Source organism: Clostridium sp. OS1-26 (assembly GCF_030915445.1).
Classification (GTDB): domain Bacteria; phylum Bacillota; class Clostridia; order Clostridiales; family Clostridiaceae; genus Clostridium_AM.
In genome coordinates this window covers 1,710,500-1,736,846 of record NZ_CP133264.1, presented here as the reverse complement: position 1 = coordinate 1,736,846, position 26,347 = coordinate 1,710,500, and the positions used below count along the sequence as shown (strand labels likewise).

Below are 26,347 nucleotides of genomic sequence, written 5' to 3'. Positions count from 1 at the left end.
ATAGAGGACAGAGGACAATTGTCCTCTATAAAATTACGTCACATATTTTTTATACTACGAATTAAAGTTACTGGTGGAAGATCTATAGTTTGCCAATTTATTTAATATATTAAAGGAGTGATAAAGGATGGCTTGTGACTGTGAAAAGAAATTAGAGTCAAAATTTAGCACTAATCAGGTTGATCTATCCCTAATGAATAAGGTATTTGATAGATATTACAACGAAAATGGAAACCTGATTAGCATATTGCAAGATGCGCAAGGTGTATATGGCTACCTCCCTCTTGATGTCCTAAAATTAATCGCTGATAAGACAGGTAATAAAAGAGCAAAGGTATATGGAGTTGCTACATTCTATTCTCAATTTAGATTAAATCCTATCGGTAAGTATATGATACTCCAATGTCAAGGAACAGCTTGTCATGTAAACGGTTCGGAAGCAATAGGGAATGCTATTTGTGACGAACTTGGAATTGAGCCAGGAGAGACAAGCAGTGATGGAATGTTTTCACTTGAAGATGTAGCATGTCTTGGTTGCTGCAGTCTTGCACCTGTAATTATGATTAATGGAGAGGCCTATGGAAATTTGACACCTGATCGCGCAAGAAAGATTATTAAGGATATATACGCTAAAGAAAAGGAGGAAGCTGTTTAAATGAAAATTAGAATAGGATTTGGCAGCTGTGGTATAGCTGCAGGAGCTAAAAAAGTTAAAGATAGATTGAACGAATTAATTAACGAAAAGAACTTAAATATTGACGTTTCAATCACTGGCTGCATAGGTATGTGTTTTTATGAACCGATAGTTGATATTATTGATGGCGATACTGTGTCTACATATGCCAATGTTACACCAAGCCTAATTGAAGAGATAGTTGATAGTCATATTATTAATGGAGAACTACTTGGTCAGTATATAGTATCTACTGATAAGGAACCATATCCTCAGTTAAAGAATCAAGTTAGAATTGTACTTAAAAATTGTGGAATAATCAATCCTGAAAAAATAGATGAATATATTGAAAACAATGGATATAAGGCACTCAGTAGAGTTATTAATGAAATGACTCCTGAAGAGGTTATTGAGGAAATAAAAATATCTGGACTAAGGGGTAGAGGTGGCGCAGGTTTTCCAACTTGGTTTAAATGGGATGCTGCTAAAAAATCTAAGGGTCAGGATAAATATGTAGTATGTAACGCTGATGAAGGAGATCCAGGTGCATTTATGGATAGAAGTGTACTTGAAGGAGATCCTCATGCAGTTCTTGAGGGTATGGCAATAGCAGGTTATGCAATGGGAGCAAAGAAAGGTTTCATATACTGTCGTGCCGAATACCCACTTGCAATAGAAAGACTTAAAATAGCAATTAATCAAGCAAGAGAGAGAAGTTATTTAGGTAAAAATATACTGGGCTCTAACTTCGAATTTGATATATTAATTAAGACAGGCGCTGGAGCATTTGTATGTGGTGAAGAAACTGCATTAATCGCATCTCTTGAGGGCGAAAGAGGTATGCCAAGATTGAAACCTCCATTCCCTGCGCAATCTGGATATTTTGCTAAACCAACAAATATAAATAATGTAGAAACCTATGCTAACGTTCCATGGATATTAGTAAATGGCGGACAATCCTTCGCTACTTTTGGTACCGAAAAAAGCAAAGGTACAAAAGTATTCGCTCTTGCAGGTAAGATTAAAAATGGCGGGCTAGTAGAAGTTCCTATGGGAATGAAACTCAGAGACGTTATCTACGGAATAGGCGGAGGAATAAAACAAGATAAAGAATTTAAAGCAGTTCAAATGGGAGGCCCTTCTGGTGGATGCATACCAAAAGAATTACTAGATACTCCTGTTGACTATGAATCAATTAGCAAAACCGGCGCCATCATGGGATCTGGTGGCATGATCGTAATGGATGAAAATACATGCATGGTAGATATGGCAAGATTCTTTCTTGACTTTACATGCAAAGAGTCCTGCGGAAAATGTATATATTGTAGAATAGGAACAAAAAGAATGCTTGAAATGCTTGAAAGGATATGCTCAGGGAATGGCAAAGATGAGGACATTAAAACATTAGAAGAATTATGTGTAAGTATTAAAGATGGATCTTTATGCGGGCTTGGCCAAACTGCACCTAACCCTGTACTTACAACGATAAGATATTTTAGAGATGAATATTTATCCCATATAGAAACTAAAAAGTGTCCAGCTAAACAGTGTAAGAGTCTTTTAACCTATACAATTTCTGCTGACGCTTGTAAGAGCTGCACCCTATGTGCAAAGAATGTCCAGCTGAGGCTATTAAGGGTCAGTTAAAAGAGGTCCATGAAATAGACCAACAAAAGTGTATAAGATGCGGCAATTGTATAACAGTATGTAGATTTAATGCTATTAATGTAGAGTAGAAGGAGAGGTGGTATATATGGGAACAATTAGAGTGAATATAAATAATAGAGAGTTGGCTGCACAAGAAGGAACTACAATATTAAAAATAGCGCTTGATAATGGAATAGACATTCCGAATCTTTGTTATGACAGCAGAATGAAACCCTATGGTGCATGCGGCGTATGTGTTGTTGAAATAGAAGGAAATCCAAAGCTTCAAAGAGCATGTTCAACAATAGCATCAGATGGTATGGTAGTAAAAACAGATACAGCAAGAACTATATCTGCAAGAAAAGCTGCTTTTGAGCTTTTAGCATCAGATCATAGAGGAGATTGTAGACCTCCATGCGTAAATGCATGTCCTGCACATACAGATTGTCAAGGATATGTTGGTTTAATTGCTAACGGACAATATGAAGAAGCAATAAAGCTTGTTAAAGATGTTGTAGCACTACCAGCAAGTATAGGAAGAGTTTGCCCTCATCCATGTGAAACAGCTTGCAGACGTCAAAATTCTGATGATCCGATAGCAATTGCTGAACTTAAAAGATTCCTTGGAGATGTAGATATAAGTAATGGTACATTTGTGCCAGATGTTAAAGATGAAACTAATAAAAAGATTGCAGTAATTGGTGCTGGTCCAGCAGGTATATCTTGTGCATACTTCCTTGCAATGGAAGGTCATGAAGTTGTAATCTATGAAAGTATGCCTAAACCTGGCGGAATGCTCAGGTACGGTATACCACAATATCGTCTTCCTAAGGAAATATTAGATGCTGAAATAGATACCTTAAGAAAAATGGACGTAGAGATTAAATGTAACGTTAAACTTGGTGCAGATATAAGTCTACCATATCTTCAAAAAACATATGATGCTGTCTTCGTAGCAATAGGCGCTTGGGCAAGTTCAGACATTGGATGTAAAGGCCAAGATATGGAAGGTGTTCTTGGAGGTATAGACTTCTTAAGAATGGCTACACAATCAGAGCCAATATATATGGGTAACAAGGTTATAGTTATTGGCGGTGGAAACACTGCTATGGACGTTGCCAGAACTGCTGTAAGACTTGGAGCAGAAAGCGTTAAACTTCTATATAGAAGGACCAGAGACGAAATGCCTGCAGAAAGAATTGAAATAGAGGAAGCAGAAGAAGAAGGCGTAGAATTTAATTTCCTTGTAGCACCTGTAGAAATCACAGGTGATGGCACAAGAGCTACTACTATAAGGTGTCAAAAAATGAAGCTTGGAGAAGCAGATGCATCTGGGAGAAGAAAACCAGAACCTATAGATGGTGAAGAAATTACCTTTGAAGCAGATCTTATCGTATCAGCAATTGGGCAGAGAGTAAATGCAGATTGTGTCAAAGAACTTACAACAACAAGAAAAGGCACTATTGCAGTTAATGAAAATACCTTTGAAACAAACATTGAGGGCGTATTTGCAGGAGGCGAAGCTTCAACTGGACCTAAGATAGCTATAGAGGCAATAGCTCAAGGGAAAAATGCTGCAAAAGTTATCCATAGCTATTTAAATGGTATTATAATTCCAGTTGCTAATCCAAACTATATAGTTCAAAATGATTTATGTAAAAAGGACTTTGAACATGTAGAAAAACAAAATAGAGAGCCTCAAGTAGTAGTCCCTGCAGAAAAAAGAAAACTCAGCTTTAGCCCAATCTCTGAAACCTTTACTAGGGAAGCAGCTTTAAGAGAGGCTTCAAGATGTCTTGAGTGTGGATGTCATGATTATTTTGAATGTAGGCTTATAAAATATATTGGAAGGTATAATATAGACACTGAAAAAATATGTGGAGAAAAACATAAGAGACAAGAAGAACAAAATCATCCTTTCATAACAAGAAATGCGGATAAGTGTATACTGTGCGGTCAGTGTGTTAGAGCTTGCGAGGAATTTATAGGAATTACAGCTATAGGACTTGAAAAAAGAGGATTTGACTCCAAGGTAATTCCTGAGTTTAACTTGCCTCTTCAAGAGAGCTCATGTATATCCTGCGGTCAGTGTGTAGACGTCTGCCCAACTGGAGCATGCATAGAAAAAGAAGCTGTTAAAAAACAGGTTCCTGTAGATTTTGACAACATAAATTCCGTATGTAACTACTGCGGTGTAGGATGCAATTTAGTACTTCAATCCAAAGGAAACCTTGTGTACAAATCTATTCCAAATAGAAGCAAGGATGAAGGCCTACTATGTATTAAAGGTAGATTTGGCATAAACTTCATCAATGATGAAAATAGAATTAAAACATCTGTTGTAAGAAGAAAGGGAGAAAGTATTGAGGTTGATTTAGAAGAAGCTCTAACTCTTATCTCTAAAAATCTTCAGCTAGTAAAAGGTCAATATGGTGATAACAGTGTGGCTATTCTTGCTTCGCCAAGATTTACTAATGAAGAGGCATTTATTATTAAAAAGATTGCAGATAGACTAAATACAAGTCTTATAGGCTCAATAACTGCCAGCGAGGCTTCAGGAATGGAAAGTGTTCTTGGGTATAATGCTTCTACAAATAGTTATGGTGAGTTATACAGCACCGATTTAATAGTTTCAATAGGAAATGTAGATGAGAATCACCCTGTTATGGCAGTAAAAATGAAGTATGCTGCTAGAGAAAAAGCTAAACTAGTATCTGTAAGCAGCAGCAAAACAAGAATGGAGGATTATGCAAATATTTCATTTAACCCTTATAACAATATAGAATTCCTAAAGTCCTTTATTAAAGCATTATTTGATGGTGGATATGTAAATGAAGGTGAAGTTTCAAACAAAGCTGAAAATCTGGATAGCCTAAAGAACTATGTAAAAGATGCTAAGGATTGTACTGATGCCTCTAATCTTGCTAAGATGTATGGAGAAGCTAAAAAATCAATAATCGTCATTGACGACGATATAGCAACTGAAGATACTTGCAAATTACTTTCAGACGCTGCAATAGTAACAGGCAAAATAGGAAAACCACATAGTGGAATTATAATTGTACGCTCCAGCAGTAATGCTCAAGGCTTTATAGACATTGGTATAAAAGCGAAGGGTATGGAGATACTTGAACAAATAAAAGAAGGAAAAGTTAAAGCAGCTGTTATCATTGGAGAAGACCCTGTAGGTGATGATAAAGATACAGCTGAAATTTTAAATAATCTTGAGTTCTTAGCTACTCTTGATACCTTTATGACTGACACAGCATTAATTTCAAATGTTGTTGTTCCAATTGGAAGCTTTGCTGAATCTGAAGGTACGTTGACTAGATCAGATAGAAAAGTACAAAAAATTACTCCAGCAGTACGTGTTGCAAATGTTAATACATTATTTAATAACTTGTCAAAGATTGCTCAACACTTAGATATAAACATTATAAACTTACAGCAGGTAGTAGAAATGTTATCCTCTGAGATAGAAGCATACAGCGGATTATATGAATCAGATGCAACAACTGATGATATCTACGTACCAAACAGCAGAACAAATACCTATGGTTCACAGGTTCTTTGTACAGATGGATTTAATAAGGAATCTAGAAAAGCTGTTTTATCTTTACCTTATAGTGACAAAATGTTTAAAGATAAAAAAGTTTATGATTCCATTCAAATGAGATTTGATTCCTACTTAAAGGAAACGGGATTAAATAGATAGTAAATTATATAGGGGCACTAGACCGAAAGTTATTTATACCCCGGGCTATGTTTCCAAATCTTCAGTCCGTTAAAAACTTTTAGCCAGTCTAAGGCTCGTGTTTTAGACGACCTAAGACTTAGATAAACTCGCCATGCTCAAACACTATCTAATTTCTAAGGTTGTCTTAAAACCCTTCGCTAAGACTGACACAAAGTTTTTAAATCTACCTTCAGCTTTAGAAACATATCCCTTTATATAAATTAACTTTCTGGTTAGTTTCTCTATATAGATAAACAACCTTAATAATTGACTTGATCATAGGTATTCATAGGAGTACATCTGGCAGTACATTTAATGGTTTTATGTTAGCTCTTGGCGAAACTGCTTTAGAACATTTACAATCTTAAATACTGTTTGAGCTTAGCGAGTTTATTTAAGATTGTTAAGGTTCTTAGCGGTGAGCCTTAGAGATAACTAAAATTATTAACAGTACAGAAGAGGTACCCCTATGAATACCGCTGATGAGTCAAACACCTAGGTTGAATACCCCTACGTTTTATTTTATAAGGCTGCTTCCAGTCATTTCTTGAGGTTTTTCAAGTCCCATAACTTGAAGCATAGTTGGTGCTATATCTGCTAGTACTCCACCTTCTCTTAACTCACTAGCATTTTCAGCTACATATATAAATGGAACATCGTCTGTTGTATGCGCTGTCATTGGCGCTCCTGTTGAGTAATCTATCATCTGCTCTGCATTTCCGTGGTCTGCGGTTATAAATACTGCTCCATTCTTCCCTAATACTTTATCAACAACTCTGCCTAAACATTCATCCACAACTTCTATTGCTTTTTTGGCAGCTTCAAATACGCCTGTATGTCCAACCATATCTGGATTTGCATAGTTTAATATGATTAAATCATATTTCTCTTCGTCTATTCTATTTATAAGCTCTTCTGTAACCTTATATGCACTCATTTCTGGTTGAAGGTCATAGGTTGCAACCTTTGGTGAAGGTATTAAAGCTCTGTCTTCATTTGCATTAGGCTCCTCTACTCCTCCATTAAAGAAAAAGGTTACATGAGCATATTTTTCAGTTTCAGCTATTCTTAGTTGATTTTTACCTAGTTTGCTTACATATTCGCCAAGAGTATTTGTGTAACTTTCAGCTCCAAATGCTATTTGCACATTTTCAAGTGTAGCATCATACTCTGTCATTGTTACAAATACAAGGTTTAATGGTTCTCTTGAAAATCCATCGAATACTTTGTCATTTATCGCCCTTGTTATTTCTCTTGCTCTGTCCGGTCTGAAATTAAAGAATATTACTGAGTCTTTATTACTTATCGTAGCTGTTGGTCTTTCTTCCTTAACTATTACTGTCGGAATTACAAACTCATCTGTTTTATTGTCATTGTATGATTTTTTTATGGCTTCTACTGCACTTAGTGATTCCTCACCTTTTCCAAGTACCATAGCATTATAAGCCAAGTTTACTCTTTCCCATCTCTTATCTCTATCCATAGCATAGTATCTTCCTGATACAGTTGCTATTTCTCCGACCCCTAGCTCTCTCATGAAGTTTTCAATCTCTTCAATAAACTGTATTGCTGATGAAGGCGGAACATCTCTTCCATCTGTAAAGGCATGAAGATATACTTTACTTAAGCCTTTTTGTTTAGCTAATCTTAGAAGTCCTTTTAAATGGTCTATATGTGAATGAACCCCTCCATCTGATAGAAGTCCCATTAAGTGAAGAGCTGAGCTATTCTGTAGTGCATTGTTTACAGCATTATTTAGTGCCTCATTTTCAAAAAAGTCGCCGTCAGTAATGGATTTTGTTATTCTTGTAAGGGCTTGATACACTATTCTTCCAGCACCAATATTTAGATGTCCAACTTCTGAGTTTCCCATTTGCCCTTCTGGAAGTCCAACACTTAATCCACTTGCTTTTATTTGAGTATGAGGATAGTTATTCCAATATCTATCATAATTAGGCTTGTGCGCTGCTCTAATTGCATTTCCATCTTCTCTATCTGAAAGTCCGAATCCATCAAGTACCATTAGCATTACTGGTTTTTTACTCATTTTTACCCTCCAAAAGTTTTTAGGTTCTATAGATATTCTTATTTATCTATATAGGAAAACTAACTAGAAAGTTAACTTATGCGAAGGGCTATGTTTCCAAAGCTGAAGGTAGATTTAAAAACTTTTTGTCAGTCTTAGCGAAGGGTTTTAAGACAACCTTAGAACTTAGATACTGTTTGAGCATAGCGAGTTTATCTAAGTCTTAGGTCGTCTAAAACACAAGCTTTAGACTGACTAAAAGTTTTTAACGTACTGAAGCTTGGAAACATAGACCGAAGCATAAGTCAACTTTCAGCCTAGCTCCCATACCTAAATTAATAGTTTACTATTGCAGCAAAATCTTCTGCTTTTAGACTAGCTCCTCCAACTAATGCACCATCTATATCTGATTGTGCCATTTGAGCCTTTATTGTGCTTGGTTTTACAGAACCACCATATTGAATTCTTGTTTTTTCAGCAGTTTCTTTTCCATACATTCCAGCTATTACGTTTCTAATATAAGCTATTGTTTCATTAGCTTGCTCATCAGTGGCTGTTTTGCCAGTTCCTATGGCCCAAATTGGCTCATAAGCTACAACTAACTTTTCAACTTGCTCATTTGTTAATCCTGCTAAATCTAATTTTATTTGTCTTCCTAAAACTTCTTCAGTTATATTTGCTTCTCTTTCTTCTAAACTTTCTCCACAGCAAACTATTGGAGTTAAGTTGTGCTCAAAAGCCTTTTTAGTCTTATTATTTACAGTTTCGTCAGTTTCGTTAAAGTATTGTCTTCTTTCACTATGTCCAATTATTACATATTCAACGCCCATAGCTGCAAGCATCGCTGGTGCAACCTCTCCAGTATATGCTCCTTTTTCTTCAAAGTGCATATTTTGAGCTCCAACTTTTATATTTGTTCCTTTAACAACTTTTAACACCGCATCTAAAGCTACAAATGGAGGACAAACAACAACATCACATGCTGCATCCTTTGCAAGAGCCTTTAATTCTTCTACTAACTTTAATCCCTCTTCTATAGTATTATTCATTTTCCAGTTTCCAGCTATTATTGCTTTTCTCACTTTTCACTACCTCGATTCTCTTATTTTATTTTAAACACTTAATAATCTTATTACTTATTGTTTAATGCTTCTATACCTGGTAATGCTTTTCCTTCTAAGAACTCAAGTGATGCTCCACCACCAGTTGATATGTGAGTCATCTTATCTCCGAATCCTAATATGTTAACAGCAGCCGCGCTATCTCCTCCGCCGATAACAGTTGTAGCATCTGAATCAGCCATAGCTTTTGCTACTGCAATAGTACCTTTTGCAAAGTTTTCGAATTCGAATACTCCCATTGGTCCGTTCCAAATAACTGTTTTGGCTTCTTTAACAGCATTAGCATAAAGTTCAGCAGTCTTTGGTCCGATATCAAGACCCATGTGTCCTTCTGGAATGTTTTGATCTTCAGTTACAATTGGAGTTGCATCTGCTGAGAATTTATCTCCAACTACGTTATCTACTGGAAGTAATAATTTAACTCCCTTAGCTTCTGCTTTATCCATCATTTCTTTTGCGTAGTCAACTTTATCAGCTTCAAGAAGTGATGTTCCTATTGAGAATCCTTGTGCTTTTAAGAATGTATAAGCCATTCCTCCACCGATTATTAAAGTATCCACTTTTTCTAGTAAGTTGTTTATAACATTGATTTTGTCTGATACTTTAGCTCCTCCAAGTATTGCAACGAATGGTCTTACTGGACTTTCAACAGCTTCTCCTAAGAACTTTAATTCTTTTTGGATTAAGTATCCACATACTGACACTGGTACGAACTGAGTAACTCCAACAGTTGAGCAGTGAGCTCTGTGAGCTGTTCCGAATGCATCATTTACAAATACATCAGCAAGTGAAGCTAGGTCTTTTGAGAATGACTCTTCGTTCTTTCCTTCTTCTGGTCTGAATCTTGTGTTTTCAAGAAGAACTACATCTCCGTCTTTCATATTAGCTACAGCAGCTTTAGCATTTTCCCCAACAACAATGTCATCAGCAGCAAAAACTACTTCTTTTCCTAACATTTCTGATAGTCTTTTAGCAACTGGAGCTAAAGTCTTTGTTGCATCTGGTCCTTTAGCTTTTCCAAGGTGTGAGCAAAGTATAACTTTTGCTCCATTTTCTATTAAGTATTTTATAGTTGGCATAGCTCCAACTAATCTATTTTCATCAGTTATTCTTCCTTCTGCTAGTGGAACGTTAAAATCACATCTTACTAAAACTCTTTTTCCTCTTACTTCTACATCTTCTATTGTCTTTTTATTAAAAGCCATTAAAAACACCCCTCTTTTTTAAATTAGAAAACTTGGAGTGCAGCTTGCTTTTTTAACACTGGAACAAAAACAACCCACATCTCTCAATTCTATATTATATACCATTACTTAGTATTTTCCATATTTTTATCACAATATTATTAACAGGAATCAAGTTATTTGAAAAGGTCTGGCCTTATAGCCAAAACTACAAAACCAGACCTATATGATACATTTACGTTTTAAGACTTTAACTATTTAGTAACAAAATATTTTAAAGTTCTGATTAATTGTGAAGTATATGACATTTCATTGTCATACCATGAAGCAACTTTAACTAATTGCTCACCATTTACTTCCATAACCTTAGTTTGAGTACCATCGAATAATGAACCAAAGCTGATTCCGATTATATCTGAAGATACTAATGGTTCTTCAGTGTATCCGAATGACTCATTAGCAGCAGCTTTCATTGCTTCGTTTATTTCATCAGCTGTTACTTTCTTTTCTAAAGTACAAACTAATTCAGTTAATGAACCAGTTATAACTGGAACTCTTTGAGCTCCTCCGTCTAATTTGCCTTTTAATTCAGGTATAACTAAACCAATAGCCTTAGCAGCACCAGTTGAGTTTGGAACGATGTTTGCAGCAGCTGCTCTTGCTCTTCTTAAGTCACCTTTTCCGTGTGGAGCGTCTAAAGTGTTTTGATCATTAGTGTAAGCATGGATTGTAGTCATAAATCCTTTTGTTAAACCAAATTTATCTTGTAATACTTTAGCCATTGGAGCTAAACAGTTTGTTGTACATGATGCGCCAGATATAACTGTTTCTGTTCCATCTAATACATTTTGGTTTACGTTAAATACAACTGTCTTTAAATCTCCTGTTGCAGGTGCTGATATAACAACCTTCTTTGCACCAGCTTGTATATGAGCTTCTGCTTTTTCCTTTGAGGTGAAGAAACCAGTACATTCTAATACTACATCTACTCCTAATTGTCCCCATGGTAAGTTTGCTGGATTTCTTTCAGCAGTTACTTTTATTTCTTTTCCGTTAACTACGAAAGCTCCTTCTTCAACTTTGATTTCTCCATCAAATCTTCCTTGAGCTGAATCATATTTGAATAAATGTGCTAATGTTTTAGCATCTGTTAAGTCATTTATTGCAACAACTTCAAATTCTGGGTTGTTGATCATTAGTCTTAATGCCAATCTTCCTATTCTTCCAAAACCATTAATAGCTACTTTAACCATTGTAATTCCTCCTAAAAATATATTTATATATATAGATTTTAAATTTACTGTCTACTTGAAAAGATTTATTAGTTCTCTAGCTGCGCCTTCATCTGTAATTAACACTCCATTAGGATTGTTTAATTGTGTAGCAATAATTGCCTTTGCTTTACTTTTTCCTCCTGCTACAGCTATCAATGTTTCTATTTTTCCAATCTCTTCATTTCTTATTCCTATACTTGGTGTAGAATGAACTATTTTTCCTTCTTTGTTGAAATAATACCCGAAGGCTTCTCCAACAGCACCTTTATCCTTTAGCTCATCTATTTCTTCTTCTGAAAGTCCTCTTCGCTCAGCCATTAACTCAGCTCTTCCTACGCCATAAATTAATATATTTGCATTATATATGTTGCTTAATATATCTTGGATATCTGTTTCTTTTATTATGGTGCTCATAGCCTTGTCACTTAAGTTATCTGGAACATGCAGTAATTTGTAGTTTCCTTCTACCTTATTTGCAAGTTTAGCAGCTAGGGTATTTGCTTGAGTTTCTACATTTTTCCCCATTCCACCTCTGGCAGGTACTACTAGTATATTTTTTAATCCTGCTACTTTTGGCATATTGTCAATAACTTCTTTTACGGTGGAACCTCCTGTTATAGCAATAATACTGTTGTCTTTCACTACACTTTTTAAATAATTTGATGCAGCTCTACCTAACTCGTTAATAACTGTGCTGTCTTCATTTAAATCTCCAGGAACAATTATTACATTTCTCAGTTTTAAACTCTCTTTTAAGAATTTTTCTATTTCTGATAAACCTCTTAGATGATGGATAAAATCTTTAAGCTTATCGATTATCTCTTCTCCCTCATCTGTTATTGTCATACCTGGAGTACTTATCTCTATAAAGTTTTGACTCTTTAAAAAGTTTATTTCTGTTCTTACTATTCTCTCACCAATTCCTAAATTATTAGCAAGTACTCTTCTTCCTATTGGTTGATTATAGTATATAGTTCTTAATATATTATACCTTTTCTCAAATAATTCCACTATTTCAGGAACTATTTTCTGTTGTAATTTTAAAACTTCTTCCAAACAAAACACCTCTTTGGACGTTTATAGTCCCACTACTAACTTTTATGTCCCACTTATATTATAAGACAAATATATATTTTTTTAAATAGTATTTTCAAAAAAAATATGAATAAATTGTGAACAATAAGGGAAGGAGACTAAAATCGTTTTCTTCCCTTAGATGACTTTATCCCCAGTTCCTCTCTATATTTTGCTACAGTTCTTCTTGAAATATTCATGCCTTCTTTATTAAGTAAATCACATATAACCTGATCTGAAAGAGGTTTCTGTTTGTCTTCTTTATCTATTAAATCTTTTATAGCCTTTTTAATTATTCTTACAGAAACATCTTCTCCAGCTCCCGCAGATGATATAGCAGTAGTAAATAGGTCTTTTATCTTTACTGTGCCTCTGCTTGTATATATGTATTTATCTCTAATAGCTCTACTTATAGTTGACTCATGCATCTCCAAGCTTTCTGCTACTTCCCTAAGTGTCATAGGTTTTAAATATTCTTCACCGTAGTCAAAGTAATCCCTTTGTAATTCTAAAATATTCTCCAGAACTCTATATATAGTGCTTTTTCTATGCTGTATGCTTTTGATTAAAAATAAAGCACTATTTAGTTTTTCTTTAACATAATCTACAGCATTTTTATCATCTTCATTTCTTATTATTTCCTTATAAATTTCATTAATGCTTAGTTTAGGAAGGATATCATCATTCATTATTATATAATACTCATCATCTATTTTCTTTATATATGCATCTGGAGTTATATATTTGACCTCTTCTCCAGTATAAAAACCTCTTGATGGTTTAGGATAAAGAGATTTTATCATATCCCCGTATTCCTGTGCTTGTTTAACATCTATATTTAATTCCTTTGCAATGAAAGTGTATTTATTATCAGCTAGTGCTTCTAAATATTTATCTATTATAGTAAATATATTATCATCTTCCAAAGCTTTCTTGTATATCTGTATTTTTAGACATTCCTTTAAATCTCTTGCTCCTATTCCGTCTGGCTCAAGAGATTGTATTATTTGTATACAATGTTCAGTAAGCTCTAGTGATATTTTTAACTCATCACTTATATCTTTATCTTTTACTGCTAGGTATCCTCTTTCATCCAAATTTTCAATGATATATAAGCATATAGCTTTTATATATCCTTTTTCATTTAGGTCTCTTATTTGTTCTTTTAAATACTCTTTTAATGATTTTTTTTCAGAAATAAAGTTAAAAGGAGAAACATCATCTTCTTCATTTTTTTCATAGCTATGATGGCTGTAGTTATCAAATTCAAAGTACTTAATTAATTCTTTATAGTCTACTTTATTTTTTTCTTCATTGTTTGCATCAATACTTTTAGCATCAAGTACGGGATTTTCTTGTAATTCCTTTTCTACATGCTCTTGCAATTCAAAGCTTGACATCTGAAGAATTTTAACCGATAACTGCATCTCTTGAGTCATTACTAATTTCTGTTCTTGAGTTAAACTCAGGCCAAAATCCATATTCATTTTTTCACCCCGCTTTTGTACCATTTAAATTTACTTATTTTATTATACCATGAAAAGGTATTTTATATAAATTTAAAATTCACAAAATAGAAAAAAATGCAGAGCATTTTTCTTAAGTTAAGAGTTAAAGATTAAGAGTTTGGGATAATTTTCTTCCTATCGTCAGAAAAACTTACTTAACTTTTAACTAATAATAATTTTGCAAATTAACATCAAAAAAGCTAGGCATTATGCACCTAGCTTTAAATGCTATATTATTTATATAGATGGAGCAGCAAACTTAACTGCTTCTTCTCTTGTGGCAGGTACAACAAATTTACCAGCTTTTATAGCTTCTGTATATTTGTTAACTAAATCTAAAACATCTTTTGGAGTATTCTTATCTGATGTTCCAGCTATACCTACGCCATCCTCTTTTAATCCATACTCTATATGTTTTCCACCTTGGAACTTTCCGTTAACTACATCTTTTACTGCACTATATGTAGCTACGTCAACCTTTTTAACCATACTTGAAAGAATTATGCTTGCATATTCAGGAACTGTAACCGCCTGGTCCATATCAACACCTATAGCCCAAACTTGCTTTCCTGAATCTTTAATTTCCTTAGTAGCTTTGAACATTCCTATACCAACTCCGCCTGCTGCATGATAAATAACATCACAGCCAGCACCATATAATGATTTAGCTAATTCATAGCCCTTGTTTGTGTCACCAAAGCTATCAGCATATTTAACCATTGTTCCTGGGCTCTTACCATCTGAGCTTATTAATCCTTTAGCTGCTTCTGGATTTACAGCTTTTACACCTGCAGCAAAACCTACTTCAAATTTATTTATTGTTGCAAAGTCCTTACCGCCTATGAAACCAACTTTGTTAGTTTTAGTCATTTTACCAGCTATAACTCCCATTAAGAATGAACCTTCTTGCTCTTTGAAAGTTATTGATTCAACATTTGGTGCATCAACAACTGTATCTATTATAGCAAAATTCTTATCTTTGTATTTTCCAGCTATATTTTTCATAGCCTGCTCCATTTGGAATCCAATTCCAAAGGTTAAGTTTGATCCAGCATTAACTAATGCGTCCAGATTTGATTCATAATCTTCTTTTTTAGCTGATTCTACTGGCTTATAATCAACTCCAAACTCTTTTACAGCTCTCTTTATCCCAGTGTCTGCTGATTGATTAAATGACTTATCATTTAATCCACCTTCATCTGTTGAAAGGCCTATTTTAACCTTAGCTCCCTGCTTAGTGCCTTCCCCTGCTGGTTGGTTTTGTTGTTTTTGTCCGCAGCCAGCAAATAATGATACTGTCATTATCGCAGTAGCAAGGATAGCTACCACTCTCTTCTTATTCATTAATAATTCCCTCCTAAAAAAGTTAATTTTATTGCTAGAATTTTTTATATTGTAATAAAATATTCTACAACAGGATTAATTTTCCTCCTGGAAGTTCAATAAAATTTTGCAAATACTTATTGATTTGAACTTTTAAGTATGTTAAAAGTCTTATTATAAAATATAAAAGTCCGACAATTGAGAATTGATGTAAACAATTTTTTCTACTACATCTAATTCTCAATTATTTTAGTAAAAATGTTTAGTCATATGGTTTATATTATGATGCTTTTATTATTTTATGATTAATTTCATATATTAAACAGGATATTTATTCCATTAATTAATTGTCAGTGAAGGTGAGTTTTCTTTCTTACATCAGAAAACTAATTTTTTTATTTTACAAATTGAAAATAAAAGGGAGAATATATCCCCCTTTATTATTTGTATCCTGCTTTTACAAGCACCTCTATTGCTTTTTCTCCTTCATCATCTGGTACAAGTACAATAGGTCCAGTACAACCCATACCGCTTTCTGAATAAATGCCTTCTTTCCATAATGCTTTGCAAGCATTTTCAAGCTCTAATATATCAATTCCTGGTATTGAGAAGGTAACTACTTTCTTTGGAGGCATTTTTACTTCTTCCTCTGCTACTGGCTTTTCTTTAGCTAACAATTTTCCTATTATATCATTTAAGCCAGCTTCTCTTGCTTTTCCGAATTCACTCTTAGCTTTTGATAATACATCATTTTTAGCACATAGTGAACAATATCTTAAAGCCTCACATATTAATGGAGCTCCTGAAGCACGGGATACTATGTTAACTAGCTTATCATAGTCTTCTCCAACACCTGGCCCATATCCATAACCAACTGTTTCGTAGTCTCCACCAGTTGTGAAGGATGCAAATATTTTAATTAATAGATTTCCAGTTAATGAATCACACACCATTACATCTGGAGTACCTGCTAGAATGTCATTTCCTCTCATTACAGCGCCGCCATCAGCTCTTAATGAATCAGCAAATCTAAAGTCATATCCATTAGCTTGTAAATCTTTTAGTGCACGCTCTACTCCTCTAGCTCCATCAAGATTTAGGATACCTACTGTTGGATTTTTTATTCCTACTGCTTTAGCTACAGAGATACCAGATATAGCATTTTTAATCATACCTTCTACTCTGTTAGTAGATGTAGTTCCTGTTGTAGTAGCAATAATTAATTCTTTTCCCTTACCTGGTGTTACTATCCTTCCAACAGTTGATACACCGATTGGGAAATCAAAATGCTGAGTTACACATCCATCAAGCTCTTTTTTCTCCAAAAGCTCTACCATTTTCTTGTGTCCTTCTTCTGCATCTTTCACTTCCACAATTTCAAAGTCACCTTCAACTTTTGGCCCTATTAAAACTATATCAAAATCACCATATTTACCTTTAGCCATTTCAGCTGCTTTTACCATTTCTTCAACGCCGTGCTCAGAGCCAAAGGTAGTGAGACCTATTCTAACTTTTTTTCCGAAGCTTCCGCTTTTTATGCCTTCTGATATTTCATTAAAAACTTCCGCTACTATTTTTTTAGTTGCATCCACGTAAAATCACCCTCCTTTTTTACTTAATAGAGATTCTTCAATCTTTATTATTTTAAAAGCTCTTCAGCGAATTTCTTCATTCCTTCAGCTATCATATTCTTTATTTCGTCCTTTGAAACACCTAGTGATTCTTCACCTGCACCAGTGTTTTTCTCAACTAGTATAGAGATACCATCAAATAAATTTGTCATTCTTCCTAGGAAAAGACTTCCTTTACCAACTACCATGAAGTTATTTAATTTTCCATTCATTATATTCTCTATTCCATGGCCTACTATTGGAACTCCTGATGGTATATGTCCTTGTGTTGGTGCAAATCCTGGATATCCATGATCTTTTACAAAGTTAGGTAATTCTTTTCTATCTAATTGTCCGCTCTTAACAGCTAATGCACCTATCATTTTGTAGTTTTGAGTTGGAACATCTCCAGCTCCTGCTGGTTCAGTAATGTCTGGTGTCTGCATTTCTGGTGCATATTTGTCTACATCAGTAATTTTCATTCCATTTTTAGTTAGAGGCTCTAGTACTAAAGCTTCTATAACTGCTTGTGGTGCTGCTCCATGTCCTATTGTGTGTCTTCCTATTATATCAGTTCTTAGTACTGGACTTACTCCATCATTTTCTGATACTAGTATAGCAAAACCTCCTACACAGTCTTCTAAAGCTGGCAATCCCTTCTTAACATGGTCTCTTCCATTCATGCCTAGCTTCGCAGTACTTCCACCTGCAAATACTATTACATTTCTATGTATTCCTGATTTAACAAGAGCAGATGCTGTAACTAGTGCGTGAGTTGGACCTGCGCAGAAGCCCCTTACGTCCATTCCAGTAGCACCTTTAATACCTGCTACCTCTCCACAAGCTTTAGCAGTATTTCCGCCGCCTCTTTGATTCATATCGCCTATAGCTTCTTCTGAACACTCTATTAAATAGTCAACTTCATTTACATCTATTCCTGAGCTCTTTATTAAGTGCATTAGTGCTAAAACTCCTGATGCCTTAACAACAAGATTTTCTACCATTATGTGTGATGATAAGTTTAAGTCAAATTCATGTGCTCTTTTAATACATCCAACTAATTTTCCATCTTCATATAGTCCTTCTGCTACTCCATTTTCTACTAAATTTTGGATTACAGATAACTCTTCTCCTTCTTTTAACGCCTCTACTTTTTCTTTTAAAAGAGGATGGCTGCTAAGCTTTTCTTTTACTAATGCAGTAAAATCCTTTTCAAGAATAACTAAATCAAATACATCTGAAATCTTTAATAAGCCATAAAACTCATCTTGTGGCATTATTTCTCCGAAATTACCAAATCTATTAGCACCTTCAACCTTTGAATTAAACCATGGCCTTGGTAATTCTCCTAATTCATCTGGAGTCATATTACCTATATAAGTTTGATTTGGTGCGTAAGCTACAACTTCATCAAAAGGTCTTAAGTGATTTTTTAATTCCTTTAAGTAAGCTGAATCTGGATTTGTTTCTCTTTCTAAAGTTTGAGTAGTACCATTATGTATTACCATATCAGGTGCATTAACTAAAATATAAGAAGCCTTTTTTATTACTGGAAAACTCATTGTAAAACCTCCCTTAATCTAATTGAGAATTGAGAATTAGGAATTGAGAACCTTCAATATCTCAATTCTCAGTTCTCAATTTATATGTATCTCTTACTATATTTAGCGAAAAATTTACAAAAACAGGGAATTGAAAATTAAATAATTTTCAATTTTCAATTCCCTTACTATTAATTATTCTTCAAATACTTTTTGTCCCTCTACTTCAGTTGAAAGAGCGCCTAATGCTTTTTCTACTAAGTGATATCTTAATTCGTACTCATCCTTAGCTTCTAATGATGGATTTCCAAGTGGATGAGGTATTGCTATTGTAGGTACTATTCTGTTAGCACCAACTGTTAATGATATTGGAACTACTGTACACATATGAACTACTGGAAGACCTCCACGTTCAATTTCTTTTACAAGTGTTGCACCGCAACGTGTACAAGTTCCTCAGGTGGAAGTTAGTATAACTGCATCTACTCCATCTGCAATTAACTCTTTAACAATTTGCTCACCAAATTTCTTTGAGGAAGCAACTGCTGTTCCGTTACCAACTGTTGTATAGAAATATCTATGAAGTGATCCAATTTTTCCTTCCTTCTCCATTTGTCTTAATACATCAACTGGAAGTACTCTATCTGAATCTGTGTTAGCATATGTTGGGTCATATCCACCGTGTGCTGTTTCATAAGTTTCTGCTGTTAAATCCATTACGCCTTCTATATCATATTTTCCGAACTTAGAAGCATTGGATGATTCAATGTGGTCTGGGTTCCCTTTTGGAACTATACCACCTGATGTAACTAATGCTATCTTAGCTTTTGATATATTTTTTACTGCTGGATTTGGATCTACTCTATCGAATACAGGCATTTTAAACTCTGTAACGAATTCTTCACCCTTAATCTTTTTAACAAGCATATCAACAGCTCTTTTTGAACCTCTTTCAGTTGCAAAGTAGTTCTTTCTTATACCTCTTTCGATGTATGACTCTTCTGCAGGTGATCCTATTTCTTCTTTTTTAGCAAGCTTTAATGCTAAGGATGCAATCTTTGGAAGAGCATCTTTCATACCTACTGCACTGTTTTTAGTTTCTACAACATAGATATGTTTTTTGAATAGGTCTGCACCTGGGTTTTCAATATACATAGCTGAAAGTACAGGTATTCCTAACTTTTCTTCAACTTCTTTTGCTATAGTTCCGCAAGCTACACCATATCTTCCAGCGTTGAAAGCAGGTCCTGCTATAAATAAGTCTGGGCTATATTTTTTCACCATTTCAATAACTTCAGCTTTTGCTTCTTCAAGATTCTCATTGAAGTAGGAATCTCCACAAATAACTGTAGCAACTATTTCAGCACCACCATTTTTTAATAATCCGTTTAATCCCATACCAGGACCAACAAATCCTTCTCTAACTTCTGGTTTTATATCAGCTTTTTCTTCTCCGCCTATACCAGCGTAGAATTGGTTTATATAATGAACAACTTTAATCATTTCAGAATTCCCCCTTTTCCTAGGAATTTAAACTCATTTTAAGATTAATATTTTGAGTATTGAGTTCTAACATTCTTAACTTCTTCAATAATAGCATCTACGTCTAGAACCATTTCCATCATTCCGCACTGTTCATCGTAAACAGCTGCATCACATTCATCCTTTATTTCTGGCTCAACAACGTGATAAACTGCAAGACCTAATGCTATTCCAGCAAGTGGACCTGCAAAAGTTGGGTCTCCAGCTGCTACTGTTTCTGCGGAAAGTCCTGAAGCTTCTGCTTCTGCGCCTCCGATTACTACAACTATATTTTCTGCACCATGTTTTTCAGTTAAATCTTTTACTCTTTGTTGGATCTCCAGATCCATAGCTCCTGCGGCTGTTCAAACAAAGCATTCTGTTGATGCAAAAATTATTTCTGCTCCAGCTGACTTAACGCAAGCTTCTATCGCTGGTCCTGGTATTCCATCTCTATCTCCTACAGCTATTACCTTTTTTCCTTGTAACATCTATATCATCCTCTCTTTCAAATTTAATATTACATTTATAACTTTTGTTTTTTAATATCAGCTATTTCATAAAACCCGCTAATATTATTTAAGGATTCAGTCTATTTTATTTAAACTATTAATATCCTTTTGCTGTTAAAGTGTTGAATCCAACTTCGCTTGTAGCTCCAGTTATAACCTGAATCTCAGCTTCTATTGATCCATCTGCTCTTAAGCTTCCTACGTGTCCACCTGCTATTATATCAGCAGCTTCTGGATGTCCTATTATCTTCTTCATTGCTGGTAATATTACAACTTCGTTAGCATTTCCACCAGTTACTACTGCATCACCTTTTGGTGTTGAGTCAGCAAGTGATTGAGAACTTCCGTCTTGACCTGCATACTCGTCTGTAATTAATACAGTTTTTATTCCTAAATCAGTTATCTTGTTGCAGTTCATAACTAGGTCAGCATCTGGGTTACCAAAGCCTTCTTCTGAAATTATAACTGCATCTGCTCCTAAGAAGTGAACTAATTTAGCAGTATAGTTTGATGATCTTTCTTTATCTGCAAGATATACGTTTTCATTTGTGATTACACAACCTAAGAAGTTGATATCTTTTCCGTGTCTTTCATATAAATCTTCAATTACTGGATGATTCATATGAACATAGCTTGGGTTCTTATCGCAAGCTGATACGCAGTTTCCGCTAACGATAGCTCCATCAAATACTTCTGTTGGATATATAAATGTTGGTATAATTTTCTTAGCATCTACGCCGTATACGTATGTATCATGTAATAATCCTTGTGTTTGAAGCATGTATACATATACAACCTTTGGTAGGTCTGGATATTGATTAACTTGCTCTAGTAATGGTAGAGTTTCAAAAGTTTTTACTTCATCTGGCTCAACATTTCTAGCTGCTTCTCCAAGGTATGTTGCTGCTTTGAATCCAATTGTTCTTACAGCTTCTTCATGCTCATGTTGTTTAACGCCTTCTTTTGGTTCACAAATAATTACAAGGTTATTTGTCTTTGAGAATGGAGTATATCTAGCTCCCTCTCCGCTCATGTCTATAATTCCTTCTTGGAATCCAACTATTTTACCAGTAGTAACTACTGCAGCTCCTTTTAACACGTGAGTTCTTCCTGAACCAACTGTGTCAACCTTGCTTATAAAGCCTGGAAATATTCCACCTTTTCCCTCAACTTTTACTCTTGGTTCAATAACGTCTTTTACTGGAATTATTCTTGTCTCTTCACCTGGCTTTGCGATATCGAATTCTATACTTTTAACTCTTTCATCGCCACCAACTGCTTGTAATAACTCTTCTTTGTTTACATAAAGAACTCCATTTTCCACCTTTGTTGCAGCTCCAAATTGAACGTCCTTAATATAAATTTTTCCAATTTCTAAACGCAAAGTAGTCACCTCCAAATTTATTTCGATGAGAGTTGAACTTACATTCAACTCTCATTCGATTATTAATTAATACTAAAATGGGATTTGAGTGCTTAATTATTTATTTAATAAAAAGTTTTGAGCTTTTTATTTCAAATGATTATAGTGTTTCATAATAAGCTTTTATAAAGTTTTCTATATCATCTAGTGTTGCTATTTTATCAGCTGTAATTGTGCTTACGTTTTCACCATCTTTATAGATTTTCATTGTTGGTAAGCCTAAAACTTTTTGTGATATAGCAAGTCTTCTTGCTGAACTTGTATTTAAGCTAGTGAATTTAATCTTATCACCATACTTATGTTCAAGCTCATGAACTCCTGGCATAAGTTGCTTACATATTTCACACTTATCTCCCCAGAAATCTACTAATACTGGTTTTTCAGTATAATTTACTATTTCAGCATCAAAATTTTCCTTAGTTAATTCTATCATTGATAAAACCTCCTTTTATTTATGATTTTCTATATAGTGTTCAGCAGCTGTTGCAGCTATAGCTCCATCTGCCGCAGCTGTTATAACCTGTCTTAATAGTTTCTTTCTTATATCTCCAGCAGCAAATACTCCTGGAATATTTGTTTTCATGTCATCATCAGTTACAATATATTGATTTTCCATTTCTATTTGTCCTTCAAATAGCTTAGATATTGGATCATATCCAACGAACACAAAGCATCCATCAACCTTTAATTCGCTAGTTTCTCCAGTTTCTCTATTTTTCAAAACAAGGCCTTCTAATATTTCATCTCCCAATGCTTCTTCAATGGTTGAGTTCCATATGAAGTCTATTTTAGGATTTGCAAATGCTTTTTCTTGTAGTGATTTTGCTGCTCTTAATGCATCTCTTCTATGTATTACAGTTACATGCTCAGCAAACTTTGTAAGGTATATAGCCTCAGTTATAGCTGAGTCTCCTCCCCCTATAACAGCTACATCTAGATCTGTAAAGAAGTCAGCATCACAAGTTGCACAGTAGGAAACTCCTTTTCCTCTTAATTCTAATTCATTCTTGAATCCTGAAAGTCTTGGAGTCGCACCAGTAGCTACTATTATTGTTTTTGCTTGATATGTTTCTTTTCTTCCTTTAACTACCTTTATATCTCCTGACAATTCAACTTCTACTATTTCATCTTTAGCAAACTCAGTTCCGAATTCTTCTGCTTGTTTTCTCATTCTTTCACTTAATGTTGTACCTGTGCAATCTTCAATAGATCCAGGATAGTTTTCAAGCTCATCTGTAGTTGTTGCCTGACCACCGTATTTCGCTCTCTCGATAAGTAAAGTTTTCATTCTTGATCTTGCAGCATAAAGGCCTGCTGACAGTCCTGCTGGACCACCACCGATTATTATAGTGTCATAAATCTGTGACATTTTTGTTCCCTCCCGCTTTTTAATATATTAATTACCTTTTAGATTCAATATCTATATGTTAAGTACTCACTACTAAATATAATTGCAATGGTACTATTTTAAGCATACATTTATGCTATTATTCATTATTATGAAACTCCTTCTCCATACTGTCGAATGAGTAAGCGATCATCTCAAAATCAAAGATTTTGGATGCCTGCTTGTGAAACTCCTTCTCCATACTGTCGAATGAGTAAGCGACTCACTCCAAATCAGAGATTTGAGTTCTCTGCTTAATTAAAGGCATGATAGATTAAATCATAATCTATAAGCTGAAAGTCTTCTAGCACTTGCTTACTCCATTTTGGGATACCAAACTTTTGAGTGAATTTCTCAGTAGAATATATACCTTCCTCTATATAATTTAAAGATTGTATATCTACGGATTCACTTTTGCCTTTTGATATAACAACTGTTCTGTAAGGAGTTTCATTAGGCTTTATACTACTCATTAAAGGATGTGTGAGCAATTTATGTCCTTTATGTATGCAATCTCTTACCTTTTTAAATACATCCATTGTATTTCCATCTACGTAATCGATTTCATGACTATTGCTTAATTTTTCTCTGCTCATTGGATTATTAGTTACAATAATTACTGGCTCTATCATTTTTATTCTCCTTTTTAAAACGAAACTTTAACACCAATTATATCGTATATTAGATTGCAATCAATTAATATTTCAAACATTTTCTGTTCAAAATATATTGCGACATTTTCAGTTAACAAAAAACAGAGGTAAAAAGCGTTCGCTTTTCTACCTCTGTCTATTAACCTGAGAGTTTTACTCCTTCGGTGCTTATCGCTTTCCAGAGACTTGTCCATCTTCGGTCCTTTTGCCTGAGAGCTTCATATTATTTAAGCAAAATAATACTTATTCCTTCGGCTATCCATTTAAGGATACCATATATTAGAACCTTATACACTCTAAATATATAGTAAGTAGATTATCAACGTAAAATTTGTTAAGTTTTCTACTTAATCTCCCGAAAATTTCATCCAACTTTATTAATTTTTTAACGTTTTCATTGACAACTTAATTATATAATAGTCAAACGAAAAATTCTATACATTTAGAACATATTAATTATTCAATTTTATTATAAGATCTATCCGCTTTTTCAATACCACTTTTCCCATATATATTGGGTGTGTTTCAATATATTTACAATTTGTTCATTGAAATGTTCACTAATCGTTGATATTTTTCTTAATTTTCATTTAATAAAATTAAATATACGACAAAAAACTTTGTTTGCAAGATTACATTTGTCAAACAAAGTCTTTTTAATTCCATATTGTTAATAAATTATAGATATTTTTTTAACAATATATCTAATTTATTAATGATTCTCTATAAAGAATACACCACCAGCTCTGGGGCCTGAATGTATGCCTACAACACATCCTACTTCACATTCTATAAATTCCTTATCTGTTGACTTTAAGGCTTCCCTTAAAGCATCTAATATCTCCTTATTTTCGACATGTAAAAGTATAGAGGCTTCCCCCTCTTTTATTCCTTTCTTATCTATATAATCTAAGATATATTTTATAGATTTCTTGTTGCCCCTTACTTTATCAATAACTACCATCTCACCATTTTCTACTGCTAAAATTGGTCTAATACCTAATATATTACCTATAACCCCTGCGGTTTTAGATAGCCTTCCACCCTTAACTAGATTATCTAAGGCCTCAAAAGCAAGTACACTCTTTACATGTGGAATTAAAGTTTTTATTTCGCTTTCTATCTCCTTAATTCCTAATCCCACTTCTTTTAACCTAGCCGCCTTAAGCACCAGAAGTCCAAGACCTGATGTAACATTTAAACTATCTATTACCACAATATCATCTGTTCCCAGCATTTCCTTAGCAATACATGCAGACTGATACGTTCCACTCATTTTAGAAGAAATATGTATAGAAACTATCTTGTATCCTTTCTCGCTATAACTCCTATAGCATTCTAGGAATCTTTGAGGATTAACCTGTGCTGTTCCAGGAAATTCATCGCTTTGCTCCATTTTTAATAGAAGTTCCTGTAAATTTATATCTACTCTATCCTTATAGGCTGTTTCTCCAAAATTAATTAATAGCGGAAGCACTTCTATATCATATTCTTTTACTATTTCTTCAGGTAAATCAGATGTACTATCCGTTATTATCTTTATTTTTTCCATCAAGCTTATACCACCCTATTTCATATTTGGAAAATCCATCTGCCTTAATGCCTCATATGCAATTATAGCAACAGTATTTGACAGATTTAAAGAACGGGTAGTAGTGTTTATCATAGGAACCCTTATGCCCCTTTCAGGATCACTTTCTCTTATTCTATCAGGTAACCCTGCAGATTCTTTTCCAAACACGACAAAATCACCAGACTTAAAGCTTACTTCATGGTATGAGTTTTTAGCATGGGTAGTTGAGAAATAAAAAGTTGAATCCTTATACTTCTCTCTAAGCTCATCATAGGAATCATATATGGTTAAGTCTAAATCTTTCCAATAATCCAACCCAGCTCTCTTAAGATGCTTTTCATCTAAACTAAATCCTAATGGCTTTATTAAATGCAATTTACAACCTGTAAGCACACAAGTTCTTGCTATATTCCCTGTATTTTGTGGTATTTCTGGTTCAAATAATACTATATTTAAATTCAATTTATTTTCCTCCAATCAGTATGTTATTATAAAGAATATATTACTCTATAATATTATAACAGTAAAGTACTTCAATATACCGCATCTGCAATTCATAGT

General features: G+C 34.2%; 19 protein-coding genes, 1 pseudogene and 1 riboswitch. Of the genes and pseudogenes, 3 read left to right on the top strand and 17 right to left on the bottom strand.

Translation table 11 applies throughout. From position 1 onward, the window contains the following. The first annotated feature begins 127 nt into the window (after window positions 1-127). From nuoE to RCG18_RS08680, 3 genes and pseudogenes are all read left to right on the top strand, one after another. A complete protein-coding gene (gene nuoE, locus RCG18_RS08690) occupies window positions 128-655 on the top strand; it encodes an NADH-quinone oxidoreductase subunit NuoE (protein WP_308040911.1) in 528 nt (175 codons plus the stop codon). Next, window positions 656-2,409 (top strand): annotated as a pseudogene (locus RCG18_RS08685) (NADH-ubiquinone oxidoreductase-F iron-sulfur binding region domain-containing protein). It abuts the gene before it with no gap. Window positions 2,410-2,426: 17 nt separating this feature from the next. Next, window positions 2,427-6,035, top strand: a complete 3,609-nt coding sequence (locus RCG18_RS08680) for an FAD-dependent oxidoreductase (RefSeq protein WP_308040910.1) — start codon at window positions 2,427-2,429, stop codon at window positions 6,033-6,035. 538 nt (window positions 6,036-6,573) lie between these two features. Here RCG18_RS08680 and gpmI read toward each other — a convergent pair. The 17 genes from gpmI to RCG18_RS08595 all read right to left on the bottom strand — a co-directional run bounded on the left by gpmI (window position 6,574) and on the right by RCG18_RS08595 (window position 26,248). Continuing rightward, window positions 6,574-8,103 (bottom strand): 2,3-bisphosphoglycerate-independent phosphoglycerate mutase, encoded by a 1,530-nt coding sequence (gene gpmI, locus RCG18_RS08675; RefSeq protein WP_308040909.1) that lies wholly within the window; start codon window positions 8,101-8,103, stop codon window positions 6,574-6,576. Between the two features lie 314 nt (window positions 8,104-8,417). After that, window positions 8,418-9,164 (bottom strand): triose-phosphate isomerase, encoded by a 747-nt coding sequence (gene tpiA, locus RCG18_RS08670; protein WP_308040908.1) that lies wholly within the window; start codon window positions 9,162-9,164, stop codon window positions 8,418-8,420. A gap of 50 nt (window positions 9,165-9,214) precedes the next feature. Next, window positions 9,215-10,408, bottom strand: coding sequence for a phosphoglycerate kinase (pgk, locus tag RCG18_RS08665; protein WP_308040907.1), 1,194 nt, complete (start codon window positions 10,406-10,408; stop codon window positions 9,215-9,217). 233 nt (window positions 10,409-10,641) lie between these two features. After that, on the bottom strand, window positions 10,642-11,640 hold the full coding sequence (gap, locus tag RCG18_RS08660; RefSeq protein WP_308040906.1) for a type I glyceraldehyde-3-phosphate dehydrogenase: 999 nt from the start codon (window positions 11,638-11,640) through the stop codon (window positions 10,642-10,644). 51 nt (window positions 11,641-11,691) lie between these two features. Beyond that, entirely contained in the window at window positions 11,692-12,717 is a 1,026-nt protein-coding gene (locus tag RCG18_RS08655; protein WP_308040905.1) for a sugar-binding domain-containing protein, read from the bottom strand. A 137-nt stretch (window positions 12,718-12,854) separates the two neighbouring features. Further along, complete coding sequence (gene rpoN, locus RCG18_RS08650) at window positions 12,855-14,216, bottom strand: RNA polymerase factor sigma-54 (protein WP_308041985.1); 1,362 nt, start codon at window positions 14,214-14,216, stop codon at window positions 12,855-12,857. Window positions 14,217-14,480: 264 nt separating this feature from the next. Further along, the gene (locus tag RCG18_RS08645; protein ID WP_308040904.1) at window positions 14,481-15,587 is read right to left on the bottom strand and encodes a BMP family ABC transporter substrate-binding protein; all 1,107 of its coding nucleotides are present in this window, start codon (window positions 15,585-15,587) and stop codon (window positions 14,481-14,483) included. Between the two features lie 419 nt (window positions 15,588-16,006). Further along, complete coding sequence (gene grdD / locus RCG18_RS08640; RefSeq protein WP_308040903.1) at window positions 16,007-17,158, bottom strand: glycine/sarcosine/betaine reductase complex component C subunit alpha; 1,152 nt, start codon at window positions 17,156-17,158, stop codon at window positions 16,007-16,009. A gap of 47 nt (window positions 17,159-17,205) precedes the next feature. Then, a complete protein-coding gene (grdC, locus tag RCG18_RS08635) occupies window positions 17,206-18,738 on the bottom strand; it encodes a glycine/sarcosine/betaine reductase complex component C subunit beta (RefSeq protein WP_308040902.1) in 1,533 nt (510 codons plus the stop codon). 174 nt (window positions 18,739-18,912) lie between these two features. Then, window positions 18,913-20,220, bottom strand: a complete 1,308-nt coding sequence (gene grdB / locus RCG18_RS08630) for a glycine reductase complex selenoprotein B (protein ID WP_308040901.1) — start codon at window positions 20,218-20,220, stop codon at window positions 18,913-18,915. Between the two features lie 44 nt (window positions 20,221-20,264). After that, window positions 20,265-20,729, bottom strand: a complete 465-nt coding sequence (grdA, locus tag RCG18_RS08625) for a glycine/sarcosine/betaine reductase complex selenoprotein A (protein ID WP_308040900.1) — start codon at window positions 20,727-20,729, stop codon at window positions 20,265-20,267. A gap of 118 nt (window positions 20,730-20,847) precedes the next feature. After that, window positions 20,848-22,134, bottom strand: a complete 1,287-nt coding sequence (locus RCG18_RS08620) for a glycine/sarcosine/betaine reductase component B subunit (protein ID WP_308040899.1) — start codon at window positions 22,132-22,134, stop codon at window positions 20,848-20,850. Between the two features lie 139 nt (window positions 22,135-22,273). Further along, window positions 22,274-22,606, bottom strand: a complete 333-nt coding sequence (locus RCG18_RS08615; RefSeq protein ID WP_308040897.1) for a thioredoxin domain-containing protein — start codon at window positions 22,604-22,606, stop codon at window positions 22,274-22,276. Window positions 22,607-22,621: 15 nt separating this feature from the next. Then, a complete protein-coding gene (trxB, locus tag RCG18_RS08610; protein WP_308040896.1) occupies window positions 22,622-23,542 on the bottom strand; it encodes a thioredoxin-disulfide reductase in 921 nt (306 codons plus the stop codon). A gap of 272 nt (window positions 23,543-23,814) precedes the next feature. Next, window positions 23,815-24,192, bottom strand: a complete 378-nt coding sequence (locus RCG18_RS08605) for a GrdX family protein (protein WP_308040894.1) — start codon at window positions 24,190-24,192, stop codon at window positions 23,815-23,817. Window positions 24,193-24,335: 143 nt separating this feature from the next. After that, a riboswitch (glycine riboswitch) is annotated at window positions 24,336-24,405 on the bottom strand. 520 nt (window positions 24,406-24,925) lie between these two features. Further along, entirely contained in the window at window positions 24,926-25,765 is an 840-nt protein-coding gene (locus RCG18_RS08600; protein WP_308041984.1) for a DegV family protein, read from the bottom strand. Window positions 25,766-25,780: 15 nt separating this feature from the next. Further along, complete coding sequence (locus RCG18_RS08595) at window positions 25,781-26,248, bottom strand: tRNA (cytidine(34)-2'-O)-methyltransferase (protein ID WP_308040893.1); 468 nt, start codon at window positions 26,246-26,248, stop codon at window positions 25,781-25,783. Window positions 26,249-26,347 lie beyond the last annotated feature (99 nt).